Raw genomic sequence first — 23,883 nt, 5'->3', positions numbered from 1 at the left:
ATATGACTTTATGGAAAAGGAGGCAGCGTTGGAAGATGAAACCTGCCGTCATCGGTTTGGCTGCATTGTTAGTTGTCGCGCTACTCGTTTTTATCTTTAACCCCTCCATTAGCCGTGAGCCAACCGACTCTCCTGAATCCCGAGATAGGGATAAGGCGGAGCAGCAAGCCTCAGACACACCTGAGGGCTTTGTTACGCTGAAGGTCATCATGCCTGGCGATATGTCGGCGCGTATGGGCGATTTTGTAGAAAACGAACTGAATAAAAGGCTTAAACAAGAGTTGAACATGAAGCTTGAATTGACATATATCCCATGGTCCAATTATCAGCAAAAGCTGGAGCTGGCCTTGTCCACCGGCGAGGATTACGATTTGTTCTGGTACGGTGCGCCATTTGTCTCTATCTATTATACGAAGGGATATATTCAGCCCTTGGACGAGCTGCTGAAGCAGTATGGTCAGAATTTGATCAAACATATTCCGGATGAAAACTTCAAGCAGAACCGGATCGACGATAAGCTTTGGGCGATACCGTCTCAGGCGTTTACATCGGCGGGAAAATTCTCTTCCGTCATGGTTCGGCAGGATTTGCTGGAGAAGGTCGGCATGTCTGAGATTGAGACGATCGCAGATCTGGAGCTGTTTTATGCGAAAATGCACGCGATCGACCCTAGCTATTACGGTTATCTGGAGACGGACCGGGGGCACGAGATGGTGTGGAGGGAATTGACGGATCGCAACTATTCTTCCTTGGACGAGCGACTATTGTTCATCGTTGATGAGGATACCGGCGAAATGTTGAACTACGTGGAGACCGAGATATTCGAGAAGGTGGCGAGGCTGCGCGAATCATGGGTGGATAAGGGGATCATCGACAAAAATCTTGTAGGAAATCCGGCAGCGAAGATCGATCAGGAAAATGCAGGGAAACTTCTCTTCCGGGTTGGCGCGGTTTCCAGAGCGATGGAGAATCTGCAGACGGCGCGGAATGCGGATCAAGGTGCCAGATTGCGCGAGTATTATCTTGCCAAGGAGAAACCTAAGTTCATTACGACTCCGGGCAACGAAGCGTTTATGATCACGGCGGCATCGGAAAATCCCGAACGCGCCATGATGTTCATGAACTGGATTCTAGCGAATCAAGACAACTACAACTTTATTATTTACGGAGTAAAGGGCAAGGATTATGTGCTGGAGAACGGCAAGATTAAGCTGCTGACCAACGATCAGCTTATGTACGAGTGGATGTGGCGGAACAAGGAGTTTTTTATCGCTCCTGCGGGCATCGAGGATGATATGATCCAGGATATGCTGACGAACGATGAGAACTCTAGTATCTCCAAGCTCTTCGGCTTCCATTTCAATGAGGCTCCCGTCAGGAACGAGATGGCACAGGTCATGGCGGTCTACAAGGAGAAGGTGGAGCCGATCAACTTTGGCTTGGCCAGCTACGATCTCCATTACACGGATGCTGTTGCAGCGCTCAAGAAGGCAGGTTTGGATATTGTTTTTGCCGAATTAAAGAAACAGTTCTCAGAATTCCGAAAACAACATTAGAGGCCGAGCCCTTAATTGAGAGGACGACCCTGGATGAGCCGATTCAGCATTTTCACGAAGTTAATCGCTACATTATTTATTTTGTTAATTCCGATCTTGCTCCTGTTCGCAGTGTCGAATCGTACCAGCACGGATGTGTTGACCGAAGAAATCATTAAGGTGAAGCGATACCAGATCGAAACGTTCGCGAACCAGTTGGATGAATTGTTTTTTAGACTGGATACCTACAAGAAGATGCTGTACGAGAGTACGGATGTACGGAATTTGGCGTATCCCGATCTGCTGGATGATGTGTTGGATAAATATCGAGTCAATCGGACCGTATCCGAGGAGATTAATCGACTGGCGGGGTACGGCGACTGGAAAGCGGTTATCGCGGTGCTCTACCCCCGCTCGGGGATCGTCATCAAAAGCAATTCCAGCTTGAATGCGCTGCCCGAGGCGTTCCCGGCGCAGGATACATTCTGGCAATACTATCCGGATCCGAATGAAGATTATTTCATGGGAATTCTATCGTATCCCGAGAACTCGGCAGAGACGGGCGAAGCGCATATGCGGGTCGTGCTCAAGTTCGGCATCGCGGCATTGCGCAGCTCTCTGTCCGAATTTAAAGCGAATGGTTCGGGAGATCCGTTTCTATACCATCCAGGGGCGGACCCTATCTATAATTACTCCGTCAATGTGGAGCAAATCGACGAGTTTCTCCCGCGGCTTAAGGAGATCGATCCCTCGTCGGAAAGCGGTTATATGATGATGGAATCTGACAAAACGAGGTTCCAGGTTCATTATCAAAAGCTAGAATCGTTAGGTTGGTATTTGGTTGACTACGTGCCCATCAGCCATATCATGGCGCCGATCAGCCGCAATCAGACGATGTTTTATGTAATCAGCGGGATGTTGTTATTTATGGGGGCGTATCTCGCCTTCGTGATGTATCGCAACATTCAAATTCCGTTCAGGAAAATGATTCAGAACATGAATTTGATCGAAAAAGGGATCTACTCCGTCCGGATGTCGGATAAGCCCAATGGCGAATACCGGTTCCTGTACGATCGGTTCAACTCCATGGCATCCAAGATCGAGGAGCTCATCGAGGATGTGTACAAGGAGCAGCTTCGCTCCAAGGATGCGACATTAAAGCAGCTGCAATCGCAGATCAATCCGCATTTTCTGTATAACACATTAGCTTATATCAAAAGCATGATCGAGCTTCAGGAAGACAAAGCCGCTATCTCTATGACGATGAATTTGAGCAAATATTATAGATATACAACCAAAACCGGTAATAAGATGGTCAGGCTGAAGGAAGAACTGGAGCTGATCCATTTCTATCTGGAGATCCATTGCATGCTCCGGGACGACTTCGAATTCGAGTTCGATGTGCAGGACGGGATGGACGAGCTGGAGGTGCCGAGGTTGATCGTGCAGCCGCTTGTCGAGAATGTTATTATTCACTCCTTCAACAATCAGTCGGACTACGGCAAAGTATCCATTACATGCTGGAGAACGGACGGCCTGTATCATGTAGCGGTCGAGGATACAGGCTCGGGTGTCGATCATGCTTTAATGGAAGCGATGCGGAAGAAGATCTATTCGGTTAATGAAGAAGTGGAATCCGGGCTCAAGAATGTGCATCAAAGGCTTCGTCTGATGTACGGCAGCGACTCCGGTCTGCAGCTCAGACAATCTAAGCTGGGCGGATTATGCGTCGAATTATGCTGGAGCAGCAAGGAACATACGTCTTAAACCAAGGAGGCAATCATGTACGAGATATTGATCGTGGACGATCACACGCACTTGGTCGACAGTCTCGCCATTGGACTTCCGTGGGAGCAGATGGGGATTGCTAATGTTTATAAGGCATATTCCGGCGAGGAAGCGCTGGAGCTGCTGAACTACCGTTCTGTCGATATCGTGGTGACGGATATTCATATGAACGGAATGAGCGGACTTGAGCTGATTGCCCGCATCAACGAGAAATGGAAAAATACCAAAGCGGTGATCATTACCGGCTACGATGAATTCCAATATGCCAAGGAAGCCATTGGGCAGCGGGTTTGCGATTATTTGCTCAAGCCGGTATCGAACGAGGAGCTGGAGCAGACCCTTCGCCAGATTATCGATCGCATAACGGAGGAGGGCAAAGAGCTGCTGGATGGGCAGAAGTTCGCATATCGGTTCCGGGAGAGCTTGCCCAAATTAAGGGAGATGTTTTTGCTCGATTTGTTAACCGGCAAAAACTACCCCCCATCGGACTTGTTGGACAAGATGTTGTTGTACGGTCTGCCCTTTTCCACCGATCAGCAAACAATCCTCTTATGTATGCGGGTTGAGGAGGATTACGCGAATACGGATCTCTATAGTCTGTCGCTTATCGAATATGGCATGTTTAATATCGTGGAGGAAGTATTCTCGAAGCATTACCATGTGATGTCTTGTAAGGATCACCATGATTATTTGATCTTCCTGCTGCAGGCCAAACCATTGGGAGAATCGGACAAAGAATGGAATGTCACGATCGAGGACCTGGCGAGGCTGTCACAGCATCAAATCAAATTATATTTGAAGTCGAAGGTTTCCGTCGTGTTCAGCAACTGGGGAGGCTTCCCGAAGGACATGCGGACCATGTACCACGCCGCCTTGGCGGTGTATACCGATTATATCGGGTATCAGACGGAGAGCTTCTTCCATGTGACGCAGCTCAAAGAGGCTTTCGACATTCAGCCGCTTGCCGAGCTGTATCGACCGCAAACCTTCATGGAGCTTATCGACATCGAGCAGTGGGCAGCCTTCGAAAGTAAGCTGACCCGGATTTTCGAAGAGCTTGCGGAAGCGGGCAGCGGAGCGCGCGAATACGGCGTCGAAATTTATGTTACGTTGCTGCAGGCGTACTCCTATTATTTGCACAAAAAAGGCAAACGGATCTTCGACGTATTCGGGCGGGATATCGAGAAGATGCTGAAAATCGACGGCAGCTGGAGCGTGGAGCCGTTAAAGGAATGGGCGTTCGGCAGCTATGTGCAGATCAAGGCTTACAGCGACAGCCGTTCGGACAATATCCGCACTGACCTGATGGAGCGCATCCGCCGCTTCATCCAGAAAAACGTGAAGGATATCACGCTTCAAGCGGTAGCGGATCATGTCAATCTCCATCCCGTCTACGTGTCCAACCTCTTCAAGCAGGAAACGGGAGAAAACTTCTCCAACTATGTGCTGCATCTGCGGATGGAGAAGGCGGTTCAATTGCTGAGGCACAAGGATCTCAAGATCAACCAGATCGCCCTCGAGGTCGGCTACCAGAAGCCGCAATACTTCATTAAATTATTTAAGACGCAGTATGGGATGACGCCGCAGGAGTATAAGAATGGTATGTGAGTTGACCCTATATAGGTAATTTAAAAGCAGGCCTCTTCCCATCGTGGAAGAGGCCTGCTCGTCGTTAAGGTGAAGCCGCATGACTCGAAAGGGCTATTTCAAAAAAAGGATGAATCCATGAAAATAGAAAGGTGGGATTCGGAATATGAAGCGGCATCATCATGATTTTCGTTGGCGCTCCTGCAACAAGGCGTTAATTTCTGTCATAATGATGTCATTGTCCATCAATACTCCCATTTTGTAGATATTGCGTACCTTGTTGTTCGCGTCAATAAGTACGAGTGAGGTCACGGAATGGGCATACAAACCGTCCTCTAGCTTGACAATCGAGATGTTGTAGCCAGAGGCCAGCTTGTTCACTTCTTCATCGGTTCCTCTAAGCAAGGTCCAGCCGCTCTGGTCGATGCTCATCCGGTCCGCATACTGACGCAGCGCTTCTGGTGTGTCGTTAACCGGGTCAAAGCTGATCGAAGCGAAGGCTACATCATTGCCGAACGATGCTTGCTCTTTCAGCTTGTTTTGCAGCAGCACCATATTGGCCGTCGTCGCAGGACAAATATCTGGGCACTTTGTGAAAATAAAGGATACTAAACGTACCTTCCCGGCAAATCGTTCTTCGGTTACGGTATGACCGTCCAAATCCTCCAATGCGAATGCCGGAGATTCCATGACGACAGGAAGCGATGCGTGGCGGTAGTATGTATCGTATAGCCAGTAGCCTGCTGCAAGCACAACCAGGACCAAGCCCATTAAATAATAAGGGAGACCGGATTTGCGTGAGATTGGAGTCATGCAGAGCTCGCCCCTTTCCAAGTATCAATATCGATTTTATTGTAGTGGAGTGAGAGGCAGGTTGCTATGACTCTTTAGGGCTATGCCCGACTTTTCGATCTCATTGGCTGCCTAATTCTAGTTTGAATTATTTGTGAGAGGTGAAAGCTTTGAATATGCTTATTCGTAATAAATGTTTTCAATTCACTTTGCTGGCAGCGGTGGCGGTCGTTATGATATACGCTGTCGCGAGGACAATGGCTTCGCCGCCCCTGAGTGACGCGGCAGTCGGTGACGAGGCTCCGTCATTTGAGCTGACGGCTTTGAATGGCGACGCTATCCGATTAACCGATTATGAAGGAAAAGGTGTCGTCCTCAACTTCTGGGCATCTTGGTGTAATCCATGTGTAAACGAGCTCCCGCTGCTCAACGAAGCTTATAAGCTTGCAGGCATCGATATGGTTGCCATCAATGTGGGAGAGGATGCGGATACGATTCGCAAGTTTGCCGAGCGTTATGATCTGGCGTTCCCGATCGCGCTGGATGAGGAGATGAACGCCAAGATGCAATATCGAGCCTCGGGGCTTCCGTTAACCGTTCTGATCGATCAACGTGGGCACATTGTGAAGAGGCATGAGGGAGAGCTGACGGATATGTCCGATATTATGCAATTTGTAAACCTTGATTCGGATTCGGGTAGGGCAGGCGGGAAGTCATGACATACAAACAAATCAAATGGCTGATCTTAATTTTGCCGACGGTTACGATTGGGTTATGGGAATATGCGAGACATGAATTTTTTCTTCCGTATATCTCCATGGAGCTGGGGAACTGGCTTGCGCCGTTTATCGTGCTGCTGGTCACGCTGCTGTTCCTGACCAAGCTGTTTGCCATGATCGAGCAAGGGCAGGAGGAGCTGAACAAAGCCAAGGCTCTTCAAGCCGTGCTGCAGGAGAGGGAGAAGCTGGCTCAGGAGCTGCATGATGGGATTGCGCAATCCTTATTTTTTCTAAACGCACAATTGCTGCATATCGAGAACAAGTACCCTAATAACGAGCAGTCCATGATGAAGCTAAAAGAAAACGTGCATCGCACCAACGATTACGTCAGGCAAGCGATCGCCAATCTGCGGCATGCTCCCGAGATCGATTCCAGACCATGGCTGCAAAGCGTCGACAGCATGATCGCCGAGCTTCGCCGGGAGACTGAGCTTCAATTCGACACCGCTTGGTCGATTCCGGATGATGATCTAACCTCCAAGGAGAAGGTGGAGCTGTTATCCATCATTCGTGAGGCGCTCCTTAATATTCATAAACATGCGTTTGCCCGGCATGTGCAAATCCTCGCAGCCCCCTCGAATGGCGGATGGCTGTGCCAAATCATAGACGATGGGGTAGGTTTTGAGCCTGAGCATATAGACGGCGCCAAGCAATACGGACTCAAGATGATGCGTGATCGAGCAAAGACTATGTCGTGGGCGTTCGACTTTAAGAGAATCGGTAATGAAACCATTGTGGAAATTCGGAAAGGTGGAACGAGGCATGGCTAGCTTTCGTGTACTGATTGTAGATGACAGCGAGATGGCGAGAGACGGGATGCGGCTTATTCTGGAGAGTCATCCCGATTTCGAAATTGTAGCCGAAGGCAGCAGCGGCGAGCAGGCGCTTGCGTTATGCGAGCAATGGATGCCCGATCTTGTCCTCATGGATATCCAGATGCCGGGGATGGGCGGGCTTGAAGCGACCAAACGGCTAAAGGATAAGTTTCCGTACGTCAAAGTGATTATGGTGACGGTGTCGGACGACATTTCGCATCTCTTTGATGCGCTCAAGAAAGGCGCGCAAGGTTATTTGCTGAAAAATTTAAAGCCGGAGGCCTGGCATGAATATTTGCGTGCGATTGCCATTGACGAAGCTCCGATGTCGCGCGAGCTGGCTTTTCGGATACTGAAGGAATTGTCGCCTGTGGGTGGGAGTGAGGAAGGGGAGAATCCGCTGACGGATCGCGAGGGAGATATTTTGCGATTGGTCGCCAAGGGCTTGAGTAATAAAGAGATTTCCTCCGACCTGGATATATCCGAACACACCGTCAAAAATCATCTCAAAAATATTCTGCAGAAGCTCCACCTGGAAAACAGGGTTCAGCTTGCTAGATATGCATACGAACAAAGCTGGATGAGGAAGAGATAGGCTGGTGAGCTCTTCGCTTTTCATTCACAAAGCTGTCGATCTTACGGAGAGAATGACTCGAAAGAGCTATATATGAAGCGGAGGCGTATTGCTACAATCTGTTTGTCAGGGGGAACAGAAAGAACCATTATAACAGGGCGGTGAACAAGGCATGCAGATTCTCTCGTCCGCGATCCGGCACATTTGTTGTGTTAGTGTGGCCGCGCTCGCCTTGATCGGCGTGGAGGGAGGAGGCGTCCAAGCGAATGGCGGTCTGCAGTCCGGACTTGTGCAGGAAGCGGCGTACATATCGGCGGAAGTCGGGCAACCAGAAGAGGTATTGGATTTGCAAATGATACTGGATCGGGCGGAACCCGGTGCAACTGTTTCATTAAAGCAGGGTACGTATAGGGGACCGGCGGTCATCCGCAAGCCTCTGCGGCTGGTAGCCCAAGATGAGGGAGATGTCAGGCTTCTCAACCCGAGCGAGGAGAGCGCCTTGACGATCGAGGCCGATGATGTGACGGTGTCGGGCATAACGGTGATGGACGAAAGCTTGAAGGCATCGGCAACGATCTTGGTTGCAGGCGACCGCGTTTCACTTGAGGAGCTGCGTATTGTGACAGGATCGGATGGCATTGCGGCGAAGGATGCCAATGACGGCGCAGTGCTGCATACCGAAATTGTTTGGTCTCCGGAAGGTATCGCCATGGCTAAGAAAGGGAATGGCATTGATCTGTTCCAGTCGCATCGCTGGCATGTAGAGGGCAACGACATCCGTAACGTTCATGATGGAATCTATATGGAATCCAGCAACGACACCATCGTTGTCGGCAATATGATCCAGGAGTCGCGTTACGGCATTCATTGCATGTACACGAACGGCACGATCATTCGGGATAACGAGGGGCTCGCCAATATTACGGGCGCGATGGTCATGACGACTCGCGATGTCGTGCTGACGAACAATGTGTTCACGAAACAAAGCGAGAATGTTCATTCGCAAGGCATCTTGTTATTCGACGCACATGATTCGTTGTTCGAGAACAACACGATTGAAGGGAACCGAGCAGGCCTTTATATTGAGCAGTCAACGGGCAATCAGTTCCTAGGTAATCGAGTAGCCTACAACTTTGTAGGTCTTCAATTGCTGGAAGCAGAGAACAATGTCATAGAGGGCAACCTCTTCCAAGGAAATGTAGCGGACGCTCAAGCGAAGGGAAGTCAACGGAATGAGATATCCGGCAACTATTGGGATAGCTTTCAAGGCATTGACGCGAACGGAGACGGCTATAGTGATGTCTCCTATTCCATCAATCCATTTTTCCAAGGCTTGACGCAGAAGCGTGCAGCATTTCAGCTATTTTTTCAATCGCCGGGGATGGTATTTCTAGAAGGGCTGTACCAGACGGGGCGCGAACAATGGTCCGCGGATCGACGACCGTTGATGGAACCGCCAGCTATTGGCGGGGAACAAGCACAGCAAGAGAACGTTAAGGCTTCCGGAATTGCCGGACTGGCGTTGCTTGGAGCGACGATTATGCTGGTGTATATGAACAGGAGGAGAACCATTTGAGAAAACAATGGAGTTGGATGGGCGTCATTCTGGTCCTTACGCTTGTCCTTACAGCTTGCGGGGAGAAACAATACGAGGCACAGGCTATCAATGAAGAAACCGATATATGTGTCATTTGCAAAATGGCGATAAAAGACGATCAATATGCCACGCAAATCGTAACAAAGGATGGACAGTCGCTTAAGTTCGACGATATCGGATGCCTCAACACTTGGAAAACCGAGAACGGCACCGATACGATCGGAGCTGCATTCGTGCGGGATTTCAATAGTAAGCAGTGGCTTCCTTATGACAAGGCTTATTATGCCTATGATCCAACGTACCAAACTCCGATGGCATACGGTATCGTATCGTTCGAGAAGGAAGAGGATGCGAAGTCGTTTATCGCGGAGAAAGGCACGGGCACCCTTATGACCTCTGCAGATCTAACAAATCATACGTGGGCTGTTAACATGGATATGATGAATATGGACGGGCACGAGCATGAGCATGAAGGCACTGAAGGGCATGATTCGAAAGATCAAGCCACGAGCAGTGGAGGCCATGCCTCGTGAGGCTGATGGTACACGTCGCTGCAAGAGAATTGAAAATCGGATTCCGTAATCCATGGGCCTATTCTTTTATGGCCCTCTTTACGCTGTTCATGTTGAGTTTGTTGCTCATTAATGCCCAAAGCTATGTCACCGGGTACTCCGGGGTGAGCGGCACGATGTTAAATTTAACGCTGTATCTGCTCCCATTGATGGCTCTAATGCTGGGCTCCTTCTCGCTTACCGGCGATAAGGAAGAGGGAAACTGGGAGCTGCTCTCTACCTATTCACTTGGAACCGGAGCTTATATGACCGGCAAGTTCGCTGGTTTATCCATTGTTCTGCTAGCCATCGTTGCGGCTGGCTTCGGCGTGTCTGGGACGGCGGGGCTGCTGCTCGGTGGCGGCTTCGAATGGAGCGCGTACCTTCGTTTACTGCTGTTTGCGACATGCCTGTCCTTATTTTTTCTAGCGATCGCTATGCTTGTCGGAACGCTGGCACGCAATCGATGGCAAGCTCTGACCGTAGCGGTCGGCGTGTGGTTTTTTGCCATAATTGCATGGCCCTCATTATTGATCGCAGCGCTTGGCATGATACCGTATCTCTGGATCAAACCGGCTATCACCGTACTTACGTTTCTCAATCCGGCCGAGCTGACGAGGTTATTTACCGTAACGAAGCTTGGAGGCGGATCTACGCTGGGACCCGAATATTACCAATGGATTACTTGGATAACCTCACCTTGGGGAACTCCTGCATTTGCGGTTATCTCTCTGCTCTGGATCGGAGCAGTTCTGATCGTCTCGTACGCGGTATGGGAAAGGAGGAGAGGACGTGGCTGATTCGTGTGTACAATTACAATCCGTGCATAAAGCTTACAATGGCAAAACAGTGATTGAGAACGTAAGCCTGAACATCGGACGGGGAACGGCAGTGGCGTTATGCGGCGGCAATGGCGCAGGCAAGAGTACGCTGATTCGTATGTTGGCAGGCATCATGCTTCCAACGAGCGGCTCCATAACAGTGGACGGCGTTCATTGGCGAAGCAATCGACAGGCCTATGCCGATAAGATTGGCTACATGCCAGATGATTACAAATTCAGCGCAGGACTGACGGCCATGGAGACGATGTTATTCTGGGCACGCCTGCGCGGACTGGGCAAGACAAGGGCGGCAGAGGTGCTGTCGCTTGTAGGTCTGTCAGATACCGGCGCCAAGCCGGTTGCATCCTTCTCTAAGGGTATGAGACAGCGAGTCTTGTTCGCACAAGCGCTGCTTGCGAAGCCGCTTTTGCTAATTATGGACGAACCGACGAATGGACTTGACCCCTATTGGATGCAGACGTTTGTTGAGCTTGTTCGCATGACGGTCGCAGAAGGGAGCACGGTGCTGTTCTCCACCCATCAGCTGCCTATCGCAGAGTCGCTTTCGGACCGGATCCTGTTCCTGCAGGGTGGAAGCATAGTGTTAGACGGTGGGACCGAAGAAATTCGGAAGGGCTACGGCGCCGAGGGCTTGCAGACTGCATTCGGTCAGCTATTCGGTCTGGCTGGCATGCAGGGATAATGTCTGATCGCGCCGTTCGCTTGATTGCTTGTGGATGCAGCGATCGTACCCATAATGGACGCGTCAAAGGACCTCAACCTCCACGATACGATGGAGATTGAGGTCCTTTTTGTCTGAGCATAGGCTTTGCGTTATTGCTTAATGATGTTGATGTCCAGAAGCGTTATCCCCATCTCCAGCATCTCCTGAATCCCCCTGTTTCTCCATTGCGGCGAGATGAAGCACAGCTTCTTCGCCGATGGCGAAACGTTTGGCCGGCATCGCCTTCATGGTCCCTGACGTCACGAGGCAGCGCACGACGTAGATGCCAGTATCGGGCAAGTCGTAAGAAGCGATGTAGACGCCCTCCCCGTCTTGAACACCATCAACGAATACCTTATGTTCGGGATTATCTTCAGGCCAGAATTCGAAGGTTACAGAATCCGCCGTTGCAGGATTACCTCCTTGTGCGAGCGCAATGGAGAAGGTTGTTTCTTGATGGAGCTTTAGCTTCGCTGGAATTTGCAGGTCTACGTTTAGATGCGGCCGCAAGCCATGTTCGTCCAGATTGCCGGTCTGCGCTGTACAGGCGCCGAGCAGCAGGCTGGAGGCAAGGCCCATAGCAACGATTGAAGCTCGCCAAAGTGTTCGTTTCATCATGTCTGATCATCCTCCCTCTGCATTATGCCGAGAACCAGGCTCTTAGCGGCTTTATTTGTCGTATGATAAGCAGATCCAGCACTAATATGACAAGAATAGATGCTCCGACAAGAGGCATCAGCGCTCCGAAAACGAGCATGATGACAAGCACGCCAATCGTAACACGTTTGTCCTTGGCGCGCGAAGGAGCTCCGAGCTTACCGCCAGGCTTGCGTTTCCGCCACATCACATAGGAGCTGACAGCCATCAGTACGACACCCAAGGCGGTAATCAAACCTAATATCTGATTGGCAACTCCAAATAATCGGCCTTCATGGAGTGCAATGCCCATCGTAATCGCTTTGGCCATGAGACCGTAGTCAGCAAACCGAACGTCGGTCAGCACGGCTCCGCTATATTGGTCAATATGTAAGGTTGCATTATCGCCCGGACGTGTGTGGGAAGTGGTAATCGTGTAGACGCCGGTCTCCCCTCTAGGTAACGAAATCGTATAAGGTTTGGCGATTTGTTGACTGTCGGCGATGCCTGCGATATCCAGGAGGGCCAGCTTGACATAGCCGCCTGCGACGGATTCCGGCACGGGGAGATTCTCAGAAGCCCATGGTACATCCACGGCTATGTCCTTGGTAACGGTAACGGAATCAGGCTTGGCCATGAAGCTGAGCGCATAAGGCGGATAATTGGAATTCGTCGAATTGGCCAGCTTGTCGATCTGCCCGCCAAGCACACCTGACCATGGCAGACCGCCTGCAATTAGAATGACGATACAAAGCGACAGCCAGAAGGCGGGCACGGCATGAAGATCGCGCCAGAATTGGCGGCTGCCGGGCTTGCTGAACCGAGGCAGAATCGTTCCCCAAATCTGGAAGCGATTGCGCGGCCACCACAGGTACAAGCCGGTCATGACGAGAATGATCGCCCAGCAGGCTGCAAGCTCCACGAGACGATTGGCCCATGTACCGCCAATGACAAGCTCACTGTGCATTTTTTTGAAAAAGGCTGTGAATGTCTTGTCGCTGTTCAACATGCCAGATATGTTGCCGGTATAGGGGTCGGCATACATCGTCGTAGGCGAACCATCCCGGCTTGCCGAGAGCTTGACGGTTGCCTTAGGATCATCCGAGAACGTAATGGAAGAGATGGTTGTACCGGGATAAGCCTTCTCTGTCTTGGCTGCAATGGCATCGGGGGACATGGCCGAGGTCCCGACCTCGCGTACTATCAGCATATCCTTGTAGAGATATCCTTCGATCTGAGGTTTGAATAAATAGACGGAGCCGCTCAATGCCAGAATGATGAGGAATGGGGCAAATATGATCCCAGCATAAAAATGCCATCTCCAAACGGATGAATAGAGTCCTGACAGCAGCTTCGACGATGGCTTGTTGGCTTCAGGGGCTTTAACCTCTGGAGCAGAGTGAATAATGGGGTTCATGGGGACCTCCTAAGGGTTGACTCACAATGATCGTACGATCGTAATTATAAGAGGAATGAGCTTGTTCTATCTATAGCTCTTTGGAGTCATGCAGAGGGGATTTGTGGACGAATTGTGCAAAGAAATTATGGAAAAGTCTAACGGTTAAATTACAATATGTGGTATCGTTAAAGATGCTTCAAATATGAGAAAAAGGATGGAACACAATGAAGATGAATAAGCTTCTCTTTAGTTTTATACTGGTTGGTGTTTTAATTTTGGGAGGCTCCATAGGGGCTGCAGCTAGTTCAAACTTCGAAAAAATCATTGCATATCTGGATACGGATATTAAGCTGACTATTCATGGTTCGGATTACAAACCTCTAGATTTGAATGGGAATCCAATCACTCCAATTAATTACAAAGACAGTACATATTTGCCTCTTAGAGCGGTAGCTGAAGCGGTGGGGCTGCCTGTTGAGTGGGATGGAAAAACTAGAACGGCAAAACTGGGATACTCCAGTATGCAGTTAAATAACTACACGACTACTAGCTTCGTTGATATTCAAATAAACGGAGGCTGGCGCCCAAGCTATTTGACTCCAATTAAAAAAATATATAGCAACTCGTTTATGGGGGTCAATTTTGAAATAAGAGAATCAGAGGGAGCCAGCTTAGAAGATTTGGTTGCTAGAAATAAAGAAGAGCTCGCCAAATACGTTGAATTTGTCAATACTACGACAATTGAATTAGACGGATTAAAAGGACAATTGTTAGATTATGTATCCAATGACTCTCATTCACAAAGAGCAATAATGATCAGCAATAACTCGAAAGAATATTATGTAATCGAGGTGTTTGTTGAAAAAAGCAAATATGAAGACAATAAATCGGAGATAGCAAAGATCTTAAATACGTTTAGAAAACAACGTTAATTCACTGGCATTAACAACTAAAATTGAATATCCACATCCATGAAGCTGCCGCTGCTAACCGGCAGCTTCATTATTTTATCGGACAGATTAAATATTTATGGATGATATTACCATATCAATGTAGAATGATATAAAACGGGGTGAGCTCATGGAACAAGCTGCAATAAAAACGGGAAATCAGTTAAGTACCGGTAAAAAACCCAAATTAACGAAATTATACGGGTGGACGCTGGGCTTTCTTAAGCCGTATAAGGGATTGTTTGCACTTAGTCTATTCTTAGGACTGCTGATCGCTTTCTCACAAATTACGATACCCAAATTTATTCAAGTTCTTGTTGATGAGGTTCTACCCTCCGAAGATGTGACCAGATACCGGGAAATACTTATCGTTCTAACAGGCGTTGTCGTCATCGTAATCATCGCCACGATCTTGAAGCATGTGTCGGATCGCAAGATGCAAGAGCGGGTTTCAGGAGATATACAATTAGGTGTATTTCAGCAAATAAGAAGGCTAGGGTATTCATTCTATGAAAAATATCCAGTTGGCGAGATTTATTCTTTGTTCCATACAGAGGTCGAAGCAATTCAGAAGATCAATCGACAATATCTTCCGACCATTATTCAGTACGGGATTACTTTCTTGGTCACATATCTATTTATGGCGATGCTCAATTGGCAGCTATCTCTCGTGTTTCTTCCTAGCATCATCATCTATTATTTGATTGGCCCCTATTTTGAACGGAAATCCGCTCAGTATGCCCAGCTTCTTGCTGCGTCACATTCGGATCTAAACAAAAGTCAATATGATAGTATCTCCGCATTGCTTGAACTAAGAGCGTATGGACAAGAGCACTGGGATTTGGAGCAGCTGCTTAGCAAGGATCGAAAGACCGCATCCATCAATGTTATATACTTTAAGCTGATTAATTATCGAGGGGCATTCCGTCGTATCGCCGTTTATTTGAGTGGCGTGCTAATGTTTATAATGGGCTACTATTTTGTATCTAACGGACTGTTAACGATTGGAGAATTTATTGCATTCACCATTCTTTATTACAAGGTGATGTTTGATCTTACGATTTTGATCACGAATTTAACCGAGCAGCGAGTGCTGTTGCAGCAGTGTCTACGACTCTATCACTTTATGGAGCTAACCCCCGAGGTGGAAGAAGCCCGCCATCCAGTAGAATTGCCTGAGGTTAAAGGTGGAATAGAATTTCGTAATGTGCGATTCGGCTACACATCTTCATCAACGATCGTGCAGAATATAAGCTTTTCGATACAGCCAGGGGAAAAAGTTGCGTTAGTAGGCACGAGTGGACATGGGAAATCCAGCTTAATTAAGCTGTTGGCCAGATTTTATGACCCGACTGCAGGAGCAATCTACTTAGATCAAATTCAATTGACACAGCTCTCACTCAAACAATTAAGAGAGAGCATAGGTTATGTGTTCCAGGAAACCTACTTATTTGGAGGTACGATTAAAGAGAATATTAGGTTCGGCAAAGATGACGCGACTGATGAAGAAATTACTGCTGCCGCAAAAGCAGCTTCAGCTCACGAATTTATCATGGCAACGCCCCATGGGTACAACACTGTCGTGGGAGAGCGCGGGAGTAAGCTCTCGGGTGGTCAACGGCAACGGATCGCTATCGCTAGGATGGTCTTGAAGAATCCAGCTATCATCATCTTGGATGAAGCGACATCCGCTCTTGATCATGAGAATGAAGAAGCGGTCAAAGATGCTTTGGATACGCTGTTTAAAGGTCGGACGATGATTGCGGTAGCGCATCGTATTTCTACGATTCAGGATTTTGACAAAATCATAGTGATTGAACATGGAGAAATTGCTGAAGCTGGAACCTATGAGACCTTGCTTGCAAGGAAGGGTGCTTTTTATCAGCTTCTAATGGGGGAGAAGAGCCATGGTGCAAACACTTAGATGGATTTTCAGGTATATAGCACAAGTCAAATATATCTATATGAGCGCATTAGTGCTGTTGGTCATCTCTGTTGTCACCAATTTGCTTATTACGATTAGTCAGAAATATATGATTGATGATGTTTTTGTTGCAGGTAAGTATGAATTGTTTCCATTTTTTTTAATTTTCTTTGTTGTGATGGCATGTACGTATATAGCCTCTTGGTGTTTTAAGGATATTTTATTTGAACGCGCCTCCGATCAATTAAGACTCATGATGAGAAAGGAATACATGGGGTTCCTCCACCAAATGCCCGTATATGACTATCAAAAGGAACGAACCGGCAGCTATGTGTCTTATTTAAACGAATTTATGAATTCAAAAAATGTTTATATTTGGACCTTTCCTGGATTAATAGAAAAGCTGCTTAATCTAAGTTTGCTAGTAGCCATCGTCGGATTTGTGATGCCGGAGTTATTAGCGCTCATCATCCCGTTATCCGTGCTTTATATTGTTCAAGGAAAATACTTTGGTTCCAAGACGCAACAACTGTCTATTGAACGAAACGAGTTGAAAGCCCAGCACAATATCAATATCGAAGAAGGCGTTTCTTCTTCAAGAGAAGTTATTGCCTTTCATAAGGAGCAATGGGAAAGGAAGCGGCTCAAGCATAGCTTTCAAACGTACATGGACAAAGCATTTGAGATGCTCACACTGGAAAAAAGGGAGCTTAACATCTCAGAACCTTTACGTTGGGGCAGTCATTTGCTGATTCTTGGATACGGAGGGTATCAAGTCATTCTTGGGCATGTATCGATCGGCACATTTGTTGTATTCTATCAGCTTTCTGTTCAATTATTAGGATCTATTCAAGGCGTGTACAACTCACTCATGCAGTTTGCCAAATCCTACGGCGGAATGTACAAAGCGCAGAAGATCATTCAAGGAGAACAGATGGAAAGCGGAGATTCTACAATCGTGAAATCCATTCAAAGCATCGTATTTAGGGATGTCAGTTTCTCATACAGAGATGACAAGCGAAGGGTTCTTGAGTCGGTATCAATGGAGATTCCGACAGGGAAAAAGGTGGCCATTATTGGAGAAAGCGGCTCCGGCAAGTCCACGATCACTCAATTATTGCTGCGATTCTATGAGCCTGATCAAGGGAATATTGAAGTTAATGGTATACCCTTAAGCAGAATTCATAGAGCGGATTGGGCGCGCAAGGTGAATGCAGTGTTCCAAGAGCCGTATCTGTTTCCTGACACGATCCGATCTAACATCCTGATGGGAAGGGATTATTCGCAAGAGCAACTGGAGCAAGCATGCTGGGATGCCGAGATCCATGAGACGGTTTTGGAGTTTCCAGATGGCTATGATACGATTTTGGGAGAAAGGGGTATTACATTATCTGGTGGTCAAAGGCAAAGAATCGCATTAGCGAGAGCGATAATTGGAGATCCTGAAGTGTTGATTCTGGACGAAGCGACCTCCGCGCTAGATTTGGAGACAGAGAGGCGTGTCATGGGCAACATCGATACGTTACGCCACAACAAAACAACGATCATCATTGCACATCGATTATCAACGGTGGAGAATGCTGAGATGAAGATTGTCCTGTAACATTGATATGAGGCGATGACGAACGATTCTTGGAGGTGGTATTCATAATTAACTATAAGTTCACTGTAGTATTGGTGATCGTATTGTATATAATTATTTCAGGCTGCACAGGGATCAATATGGGGTCAAATAGAGATACAAATCAGTCTGATTTAATAGGCTCTATTATGATAGATAACTCAGGTTCCGATACTCAAGTTGCGTATTCTTTCAAAAATCAAAGTGAACAAGTAGTTACTGTTGTTGGCGGAGTCAAATATAAGTTGTTAAAGAGCAACGAAGTAGTAGACGAAGGTGGGGTCCCGATTAAAGACTACATCGAGTTGGAGCCGGGAGAGGACTACACAGATATAAAAACATTTTCGAGATTAGAGCCTGGCTCATACACAATTCAGATTGAGTGGAACAAAACCATCGTATCAACTGAATTTGTTAAGCATTAATATTGGGATGGAGATTGTTATCATGAGGTTATATACCGACCCTAGAGGCGATGCCTACCAACAAGTGATAGATTTAGCGATACGTAATACAGAATGTTTTGTCCTTGGGGAGAAGATGTTTGCCCCGGAATCATCGGACCAGTATAGAAGTGTGTTGCAAGCGTTGGAGCCGTATTTGATTAAGACAATCGTCATTCCGAGCCTGGATGATCATATGGATGAATTTGTGCAAATAAGGAATATCTATCGCAGCCATGCTTTTTACTCTGCTGGGACCTACTATATATATAGATGCTGCGCAGACAGCGGGATCCTGCTGAAGCAATACGCAAATCGATTGGCGGATTGGATATATCCTGCCTTGCCGGAAGATCTATGCTTCTTGAAGGAAGGCGGCGGGGACTACCTGTTTTCCATTGCACATGAACACATGTATGGTATGGACGTGACAGAGGAAGAAGCAATCGCACTGATGGATAGCATTACAGGACTATTTTTTGAATTAAAGGCTCATGGAGAACTTGATCGGCTCTTAGATGATGCCATTAAGCACCAAACAGACAAGCTGGTGATAAGCGGACATAAGCTGTCCGAGCTACCTGATCGATTCCGGGAGCTGACTGAACTGCGTGAGCTGGAAATTTTTGAACAGGATCTTTATCGTTTGCCAGAAGGGTTGTTCGAGCTAAGCAAGCTTGAGCGCTTGAGAATTATGACGGCTGAATTGGAGCGTATTCCGGCATCCATTGCCAAGCTCAAGAATCTGAAGGAGCTTAGTATCATATGCGCAAGCTCGGATCGACCGACTGCTGGTTGGCGGCCTAAACGAAAGGAAGAAATCAGCTTAGACCACATTCCACCTGAAATTGGAGAATTGGAGCAGTTGGAACACCTTACGATCCAATACACTGCGATCCATGAGCTGCCACCCGAGCTAGCGAGGTTGAGAAACCTTCGTGTTTTGAATCTGGGAATGTGTATGATCCAAGGGAAACCCGAGTTTCTCGGAGGTATGAAGCAACTGGAATACATAAACATCTCCAAAGATTCATTATGGGAAGCGAATGAGTCGGAATGATGGCCTGCTTATGCGCGATCAACAATTCGGCTGCTTCCGTATCGCCGCGGCAACGGTTAATACGAGCAGTGGAACTACGAATACGATAGCGGCCCAAAGCGGGTGGACGGCGGTCACGATCGCCCCCCAGCCGGCGGGCCCTTCGAAGGTAACCAGTCCCATAAAGAAGGTAAGCAGGGCTACCGGCATAACGACCGGCGCGTAATCGTCCATCTTAAAAAGTTTAGAGATCACAAGGCTGATCGCATACAGCGTGACCGTCGACTTCATGTAAGAGCCAAGTATAAGCGACATGCCGATGATGGATTCGATACGCTGTATAATTTCCTGAAATTCGACGATGCGCGCCATCGCATACAGCACATAAGGGATGTCGCCCGCATATATGCCAAACATCATTAGCGCAGCGACCGACGCTGCGCATAATATAAATACATTGAGTCCTAGCGCAATCATTAGAGTAGCTGGCAACTGTTTGCGATTTTTGGCGGCGGTATGGTGCATCAGCAATCCAATGACGAATACCTCCGCATACGGAAAACCAAAGGAAAAGTAAGCGCCATGCAGTACAGGCTTGATCCCGTTTGGAAAAATGGGCAGCAATTGCTCAGGCACATAGTCCGTTGTAGCCAGCAAGAAGGTCGCGATAAGAAACAAACCGGTAACCATGACAATAAACACAAACATCCTTGCCATAACCTCGATGCCTGCTCTTGCGGTCAAAGCGGATACAAGCAAAATCATGGAGGTAAACATATAAATCGGCGTTTCCCTCAGCATGGAGCTGACCATGAATATACCTACATCCATCACCATTGCTGCAAGCATTTGAAAAAGAAACGTTAGCGACAGCAGTCCCAATACGATGGTTGGGAAATCCCCGATCAGCTTGCGGCTGAATTCGATATAGCTAAGCTCCGGATATCGGCGATACAAAAAAAGAATCATGGCAAGCAGCAAGAAGCCTGCGCCCCCCGATATCAACAAGGAGAGCCAAGCGGCATTGCCAGCTCTGGCGATGAGAGGGCCGGGGATATTAATGATAGAGGACCCCGTCATAAATACAAAAAATAAGACCCCGATCTGGATATGGCTTATCGTCGTTTTGTTCATTGTTTACTCCAAGCTCCTTAGCCCCATATCTCCAAACATCTCCGAATGTTAATCCCATTGTACTTTTAACGCCGCATCGATTGCTTGCGCCACGCCGCCGAGCGATGCTTGCACGAAGTCAAGATAGTCCACCCAGTCCTGATTAACAACATAATCGAGCCCTGTATAGAGGATGAGCGCCAATAGGACCCCGTAGATAAACTTGGATTTGGCCGTTTGCTTTCCTCTTAGAGTTATCCCGTCATACAGCAGCATGCTAAACAATGTGGCGGTTAATATGAGCGCTCTTTCCCACATGATTTGCTTTTCCTCCTGTCGTACATGATTAAGACAGTATCTTGCTGCTGATCGTACCGCTGGAAATGAGCTTGATCTTGATCGAAATCGTATATGGAACGGCGGCAAAACGTTGATTCCAATCGGTTTTTAGCCCCTTCCACAGCTTTGGATGATGACGGTAGATGAGGTTTCCGAGGCCCATCCCGTCCACTTCCCGTTGCTGCAAGGTATCCATCGCACTAGCGGCTTGGCCTTTTAAGCTTTCTTCGACTTTTTCCAAAAAAGCTTGCTCGGCTTTAGGCGTATCCAGCTTGGAGCATTTGAGCTCATTGATGGTAATCGAGCCTTCCATCTTGATCTCAAGTTTGATCTCTTCACCGGATATTTTGGGCTTGAGCACCGTTTGCAGCGAAAGCACCTCTGCGGTTTCCAAATCGGAGGAGTCGGAGCATTGTATTTCCACCACCCCGGATTTGTAATCATTGCGCAGCATTAACAGGCCTTCCGCTTTGCCGGCGGTCAATACTGATTTTACTTTTCCGTCTTGAATAAGAGCCAAACCAGCCGCGGAGAAATACTCCGGTGATTTTGGATCCTCGTAAACATAACCAATGACGCCGGCTTGCGTCTGACTTTTAGACACCTTAGCCAAATCGAGCAGGGTTGTGCGAAGCGTTTTGGCGGAATTCACGTAAGCCGATTCGTTTGTTCTTAAAAATTGCTGGGAGGTCGTTTGTTCAGCGAGCGGTTTTTTCTCGAGCAGCTTGGCCGCTTTTCCTTTGGCGATCATAATGGAAACACTATTTCGTGGCTCATGATCTCTAATAAACAAATCCAGCGTCTTCATCAAATGATGTGTTCTAGCAAGCTTCTCGCCTACGATGATGACTCTCATATGGCTCCATTGCGCTTTGCGCCCCAGATGAATCGGAATGTCCCTGATCGTCTCCATTACCGAGTTGTCGACTGTTTTTATATTGATGCTGGAATCGATGGAAGTGGAGGGGCCGCTGCCGCTTTCGGCAGATGAGGGCCTGTACAGTTGTGTCAACATCTCCAGCTTTCCGTCGTCTCGCAAATCCAGCGCAACCCCCATCACGAACGCTCGTTCAGGCAGCTCGTATTTACTCCAGCAGGCAGCGAGCAACGGGATCAGCAAGAGGAGCAACGCCGCTTTTTTCCATACGATCATCGTTAGGCCCAACTCCACTCAAACAAAGTAATGGTAACAACGCTCATGTATAGCTCTTATCGCTTGTGCGTACTACGAGGAACGCGCAGCAGCGTTTTGAGCGGAATTCGCATAAAGATGTCTCGCAGATCGCTTATTCGAAGTGGGGCTAGTCCCGCCATATAAGGCTGGCCAAGCGAACGTAGCTTGCTTAAATGCAATAGAATCAGCAACAGGCATATCATCATGCCGAAGCCTCCGAGAATAGCGGCGCTTATCATGAGCGGAAAACGCAAGATACGAAGTGCGATCGTCATGCTGTACTGCGGCAGCGAGAAGGAGGCAATGCCTGTCAACGCCACGACGATAACCATGATGGGAGATGCGATGCCGGCGCTGATCGACGCTTCCCCGATTACTAGCGCCCCGACGATGCTGACGGCCGAACCAACCGGCCTGGGCAACCGCACGCCCGCTTCGCGCATAAGCTCGAAAAAAAATTCCATTAACAAGGCCTCAAAAAAAGCGGGCATCGGTATGCCTTCCCTCGCATTTAATATGGCCAACAGAAGAACGGTCGGAATGAGCTCGGGATGAAAGGTCGACAAAGCAATATAGATGCTTGGAAGCATTAGAGCAATTATAAAGGCCACGATGCGAAGCCATCGTATCAGTGTGGAAATCAATGAGCGCTGGTAAAAGTCCTCGCTGGACTGAAAAAATTCGGGAAACAGCCCCGGACATAACAAGATGCCGCCGGTGCCTTGCACCATCACGATTATTTTTCCATCAAGCAAGGCTGAGACGGCTACATCCGTTCGTTCGGTATAACGATGCTGCGGAAATGGCGACATATTCGAATCCTCGATTAATTGTTCAATATAGGTGGATTCTAAAATTTCGACCGTGGATAATTGTTCCGTTCTTTTCTTGAATTCCTGAAGCATCTCGTTGTCAACAATGCCGTCCATATAACCATAAGCGATCGTTGTGCGTGTTTCTCCGCCGCCGCTCATAAAGTGGATTTTAAGCTTGGGGCTTTTGAGCCGCAAACGGATAAGTCCGATGTTTTTTTGTAAATTTTCGACGGTGCTCTCGCGAGGGCCGACCACAACGGATTCGTTGACCGGCTCGTTGACTTGCCTCGTTTCTACGGACTCGGCTCTAAAGCTTAAGGATTTGTCCCATTGATCCAGAAGGATAACGACCTGGCCGCTCAAAATATCGATGACAAGCTGCTCCAGATCGTCCCGGAGTATCGCCTTTTTGGCGGACGCGCCGTTATGCTCAAAAAAACCGCGAAAATCTTCGACGGTGAGGTCCTGCCCGGTGCCGATTTCATGGGTTTTCAAATCCTGCAAAGACAGCTTCATATAATTAATTGGATCTTCTTGTACCAGCGAGCTGAAATACATGGAACAGGCATTCACTTGATAATCGTCGCCGAAGCTCCAGTTCCGTACGATTAGATCCTCGGCGCCCTCGAATATATGTTTCAGCTCGACTATGTTGTCATTGAGCGCAATGGAGATAGGCTGCTTTGGTTGATCGCCGGACGATGTGGTGTCTTTTCCGCCTGACACGGTGGATTGAGTAGAATCGGATGATGTTTGGCCAGCATCGTTGCCCATGTGCTTGTCCTCCCCTCAAATTAATACCCTATTTATTCCAGTGTTTCCTCTCTTAGTTGACACTATACGACAAAACATTTGCATCGCTTATCT

22 protein-coding genes are annotated in these 23,883 nt (G+C 48.0%); 15 read left to right on the top strand and 7 right to left on the bottom strand.

What is annotated here, in order from left to right; translation table 11 throughout:
* Positions 1–35: 35 nt before the first annotated feature.
* From ACX1C1_RS00520 to ACX1C1_RS00510, 3 genes are read left to right on the top strand one after another with little or no spacing between them, the layout of a single operon-like run.
* Positions 36–1,556 carry an ABC transporter substrate-binding protein gene (locus ACX1C1_RS00520; protein WP_458955249.1) on the top strand — a complete coding sequence of 507 codons (1,521 nt, stop codon included), beginning with the start codon at positions 36–38 and terminating at the stop codon, positions 1,554–1,556.
* 33 nt (positions 1,557–1,589) lie between these two features.
* Complete coding sequence (locus tag ACX1C1_RS00515) at positions 1,590–3,302, top strand: sensor histidine kinase (protein WP_458955248.1); 1,713 nt, start codon at positions 1,590–1,592, stop codon at positions 3,300–3,302.
* 15 nt (positions 3,303–3,317) lie between these two features.
* Entirely contained in the window at positions 3,318–4,931 is a 1,614-nt protein-coding gene (locus tag ACX1C1_RS00510; RefSeq protein WP_458955247.1) for a response regulator transcription factor, read from the top strand.
* Between the two features lie 159 nt (positions 4,932–5,090).
* Here ACX1C1_RS00510 and ACX1C1_RS00505 read toward each other — a convergent pair whose 3' ends face one another.
* Positions 5,091–5,723, bottom strand: coding sequence for an SCO family protein (locus tag ACX1C1_RS00505; RefSeq protein WP_458955246.1), 633 nt, complete (start codon positions 5,721–5,723; stop codon positions 5,091–5,093).
* A 155-nt stretch (positions 5,724–5,878) separates the two neighbouring features.
* Between ACX1C1_RS00505 and ACX1C1_RS00500 the strand changes: the two genes are divergently transcribed.
* The 7 genes from ACX1C1_RS00500 to ACX1C1_RS00470 all read left to right on the top strand — a co-directional run bounded on the left by ACX1C1_RS00500 (position 5,879) and on the right by ACX1C1_RS00470 (position 11,542).
* Entirely contained in the window at positions 5,879–6,421 is a 543-nt protein-coding gene (locus ACX1C1_RS00500; RefSeq protein WP_458957557.1) for a redoxin domain-containing protein, read from the top strand.
* Entirely contained in the window at positions 6,418–7,251 is an 834-nt protein-coding gene (locus ACX1C1_RS00495) for a sensor histidine kinase (protein ID WP_458955245.1), read from the top strand. The genes ACX1C1_RS00500 and ACX1C1_RS00495 overlap by 4 nt, the downstream gene beginning before the upstream one ends.
* Entirely contained in the window at positions 7,244–7,891 is a 648-nt protein-coding gene (locus ACX1C1_RS00490) for a response regulator (RefSeq protein WP_458955244.1), read from the top strand. The genes ACX1C1_RS00495 and ACX1C1_RS00490 overlap by 8 nt, the downstream gene beginning before the upstream one ends.
* A gap of 151 nt (positions 7,892–8,042) precedes the next feature.
* A complete protein-coding gene (locus ACX1C1_RS00485; protein WP_458955243.1) occupies positions 8,043–9,446 on the top strand; it encodes a right-handed parallel beta-helix repeat-containing protein in 1,404 nt (467 codons plus the stop codon).
* Entirely contained in the window at positions 9,443–10,000 is a 558-nt protein-coding gene (locus ACX1C1_RS00480; RefSeq protein ID WP_458955242.1) for a nitrous oxide reductase accessory protein NosL, read from the top strand. The genes ACX1C1_RS00485 and ACX1C1_RS00480 overlap by 4 nt, the downstream gene beginning before the upstream one ends.
* A gap of 5 nt (positions 10,001–10,005) precedes the next feature.
* Entirely contained in the window at positions 10,006–10,818 is an 813-nt protein-coding gene (locus ACX1C1_RS00475) for an ABC transporter permease (protein ID WP_458957556.1), read from the top strand.
* Positions 10,811–11,542, top strand: a complete 732-nt coding sequence (locus tag ACX1C1_RS00470; protein ID WP_458955241.1) for an ABC transporter ATP-binding protein — start codon at positions 10,811–10,813, stop codon at positions 11,540–11,542. Before ACX1C1_RS00475 ends, ACX1C1_RS00470 begins: the two co-directional genes overlap by 8 nt.
* A gap of 138 nt (positions 11,543–11,680) precedes the next feature.
* On the opposite strand, the gene ACX1C1_RS00465 is transcribed toward ACX1C1_RS00470, so the two are convergent.
* Together ACX1C1_RS00465 and ACX1C1_RS00460 are read right to left on the bottom strand one after the other, a co-directional pair.
* Complete coding sequence (locus ACX1C1_RS00465) at positions 11,681–12,181, bottom strand: FixH family protein (RefSeq protein ID WP_458955240.1); 501 nt, start codon at positions 12,179–12,181, stop codon at positions 11,681–11,683.
* A gap of 22 nt (positions 12,182–12,203) precedes the next feature.
* Positions 12,204–13,616 carry a PepSY-associated TM helix domain-containing protein gene (locus ACX1C1_RS00460; RefSeq protein ID WP_458955239.1) on the bottom strand — a complete coding sequence of 471 codons (1,413 nt, stop codon included), beginning with the start codon at positions 13,614–13,616 and terminating at the stop codon, positions 12,204–12,206.
* 206 nt (positions 13,617–13,822) lie between these two features.
* Here ACX1C1_RS00460 and ACX1C1_RS00455 point away from each other — a divergent pair, with 206 nt between their 5' ends.
* The 5 genes from ACX1C1_RS00455 to ACX1C1_RS00435 all read left to right on the top strand — a co-directional run bounded on the left by ACX1C1_RS00455 (position 13,823) and on the right by ACX1C1_RS00435 (position 19,596).
* Positions 13,823–14,530: a stalk domain-containing protein gene (locus ACX1C1_RS00455; RefSeq protein WP_458955238.1), complete on the top strand. Its 708-nt coding sequence runs from the start codon at positions 13,823–13,825 to the stop codon at positions 14,528–14,530.
* 148 nt (positions 14,531–14,678) lie between these two features.
* Positions 14,679–16,472, top strand: coding sequence for an ABC transporter ATP-binding protein (locus ACX1C1_RS00450; RefSeq protein ID WP_458955237.1), 1,794 nt, complete (start codon positions 14,679–14,681; stop codon positions 16,470–16,472).
* Positions 16,456–18,075 (top strand): ABC transporter ATP-binding protein, encoded by a 1,620-nt coding sequence (locus tag ACX1C1_RS00445; RefSeq protein WP_458955236.1) that lies wholly within the window; start codon positions 16,456–16,458, stop codon positions 18,073–18,075. Before ACX1C1_RS00450 ends, ACX1C1_RS00445 begins: the two co-directional genes overlap by 17 nt.
* Before the next feature lie 83 nt (positions 18,076–18,158).
* Positions 18,159–18,518 (top strand): hypothetical protein, encoded by a 360-nt coding sequence (locus tag ACX1C1_RS00440; protein WP_458955235.1) that lies wholly within the window; start codon positions 18,159–18,161, stop codon positions 18,516–18,518.
* 22 nt (positions 18,519–18,540) lie between these two features.
* On the top strand, positions 18,541–19,596 hold the full coding sequence (locus tag ACX1C1_RS00435; RefSeq protein WP_458955234.1) for a leucine-rich repeat domain-containing protein: 1,056 nt from the start codon (positions 18,541–18,543) through the stop codon (positions 19,594–19,596).
* A gap of 18 nt (positions 19,597–19,614) precedes the next feature.
* Here the strand turns inward: ACX1C1_RS00435 and ACX1C1_RS00430 are convergent, their stop codons facing one another.
* Genes ACX1C1_RS00430 through ACX1C1_RS00415 form a run of 4 tightly spaced genes read right to left on the bottom strand, consistent with a single transcriptional unit; the run spans position 19,615 to position 23,790 of the window.
* Positions 19,615–20,709 (bottom strand): GerAB/ArcD/ProY family transporter, encoded by a 1,095-nt coding sequence (locus ACX1C1_RS00430; protein ID WP_458955233.1) that lies wholly within the window; start codon positions 20,707–20,709, stop codon positions 19,615–19,617.
* A 48-nt stretch (positions 20,710–20,757) separates the two neighbouring features.
* Positions 20,758–21,006: a hypothetical protein gene (locus ACX1C1_RS00425; RefSeq protein ID WP_458955232.1), complete on the bottom strand. Its 249-nt coding sequence runs from the start codon at positions 21,004–21,006 to the stop codon at positions 20,758–20,760.
* 28 nt (positions 21,007–21,034) lie between these two features.
* Positions 21,035–22,180 carry a Ger(x)C family spore germination protein gene (locus ACX1C1_RS00420; protein WP_458955231.1) on the bottom strand — a complete coding sequence of 382 codons (1,146 nt, stop codon included), beginning with the start codon at positions 22,178–22,180 and terminating at the stop codon, positions 21,035–21,037.
* A gap of 56 nt (positions 22,181–22,236) precedes the next feature.
* Complete coding sequence (locus tag ACX1C1_RS00415) at positions 22,237–23,790, bottom strand: spore germination protein (RefSeq protein WP_458955230.1); 1,554 nt, start codon at positions 23,788–23,790, stop codon at positions 22,237–22,239.
* Positions 23,791–23,883 lie beyond the last annotated feature (93 nt).

Source organism: Paenibacillus sp. strain BS8-2, from assembly GCF_054483835.1.
Note: the sequence above shows the minus strand (reverse complement) of the source record. Positions and strands in the feature narration are given on the sequence as shown.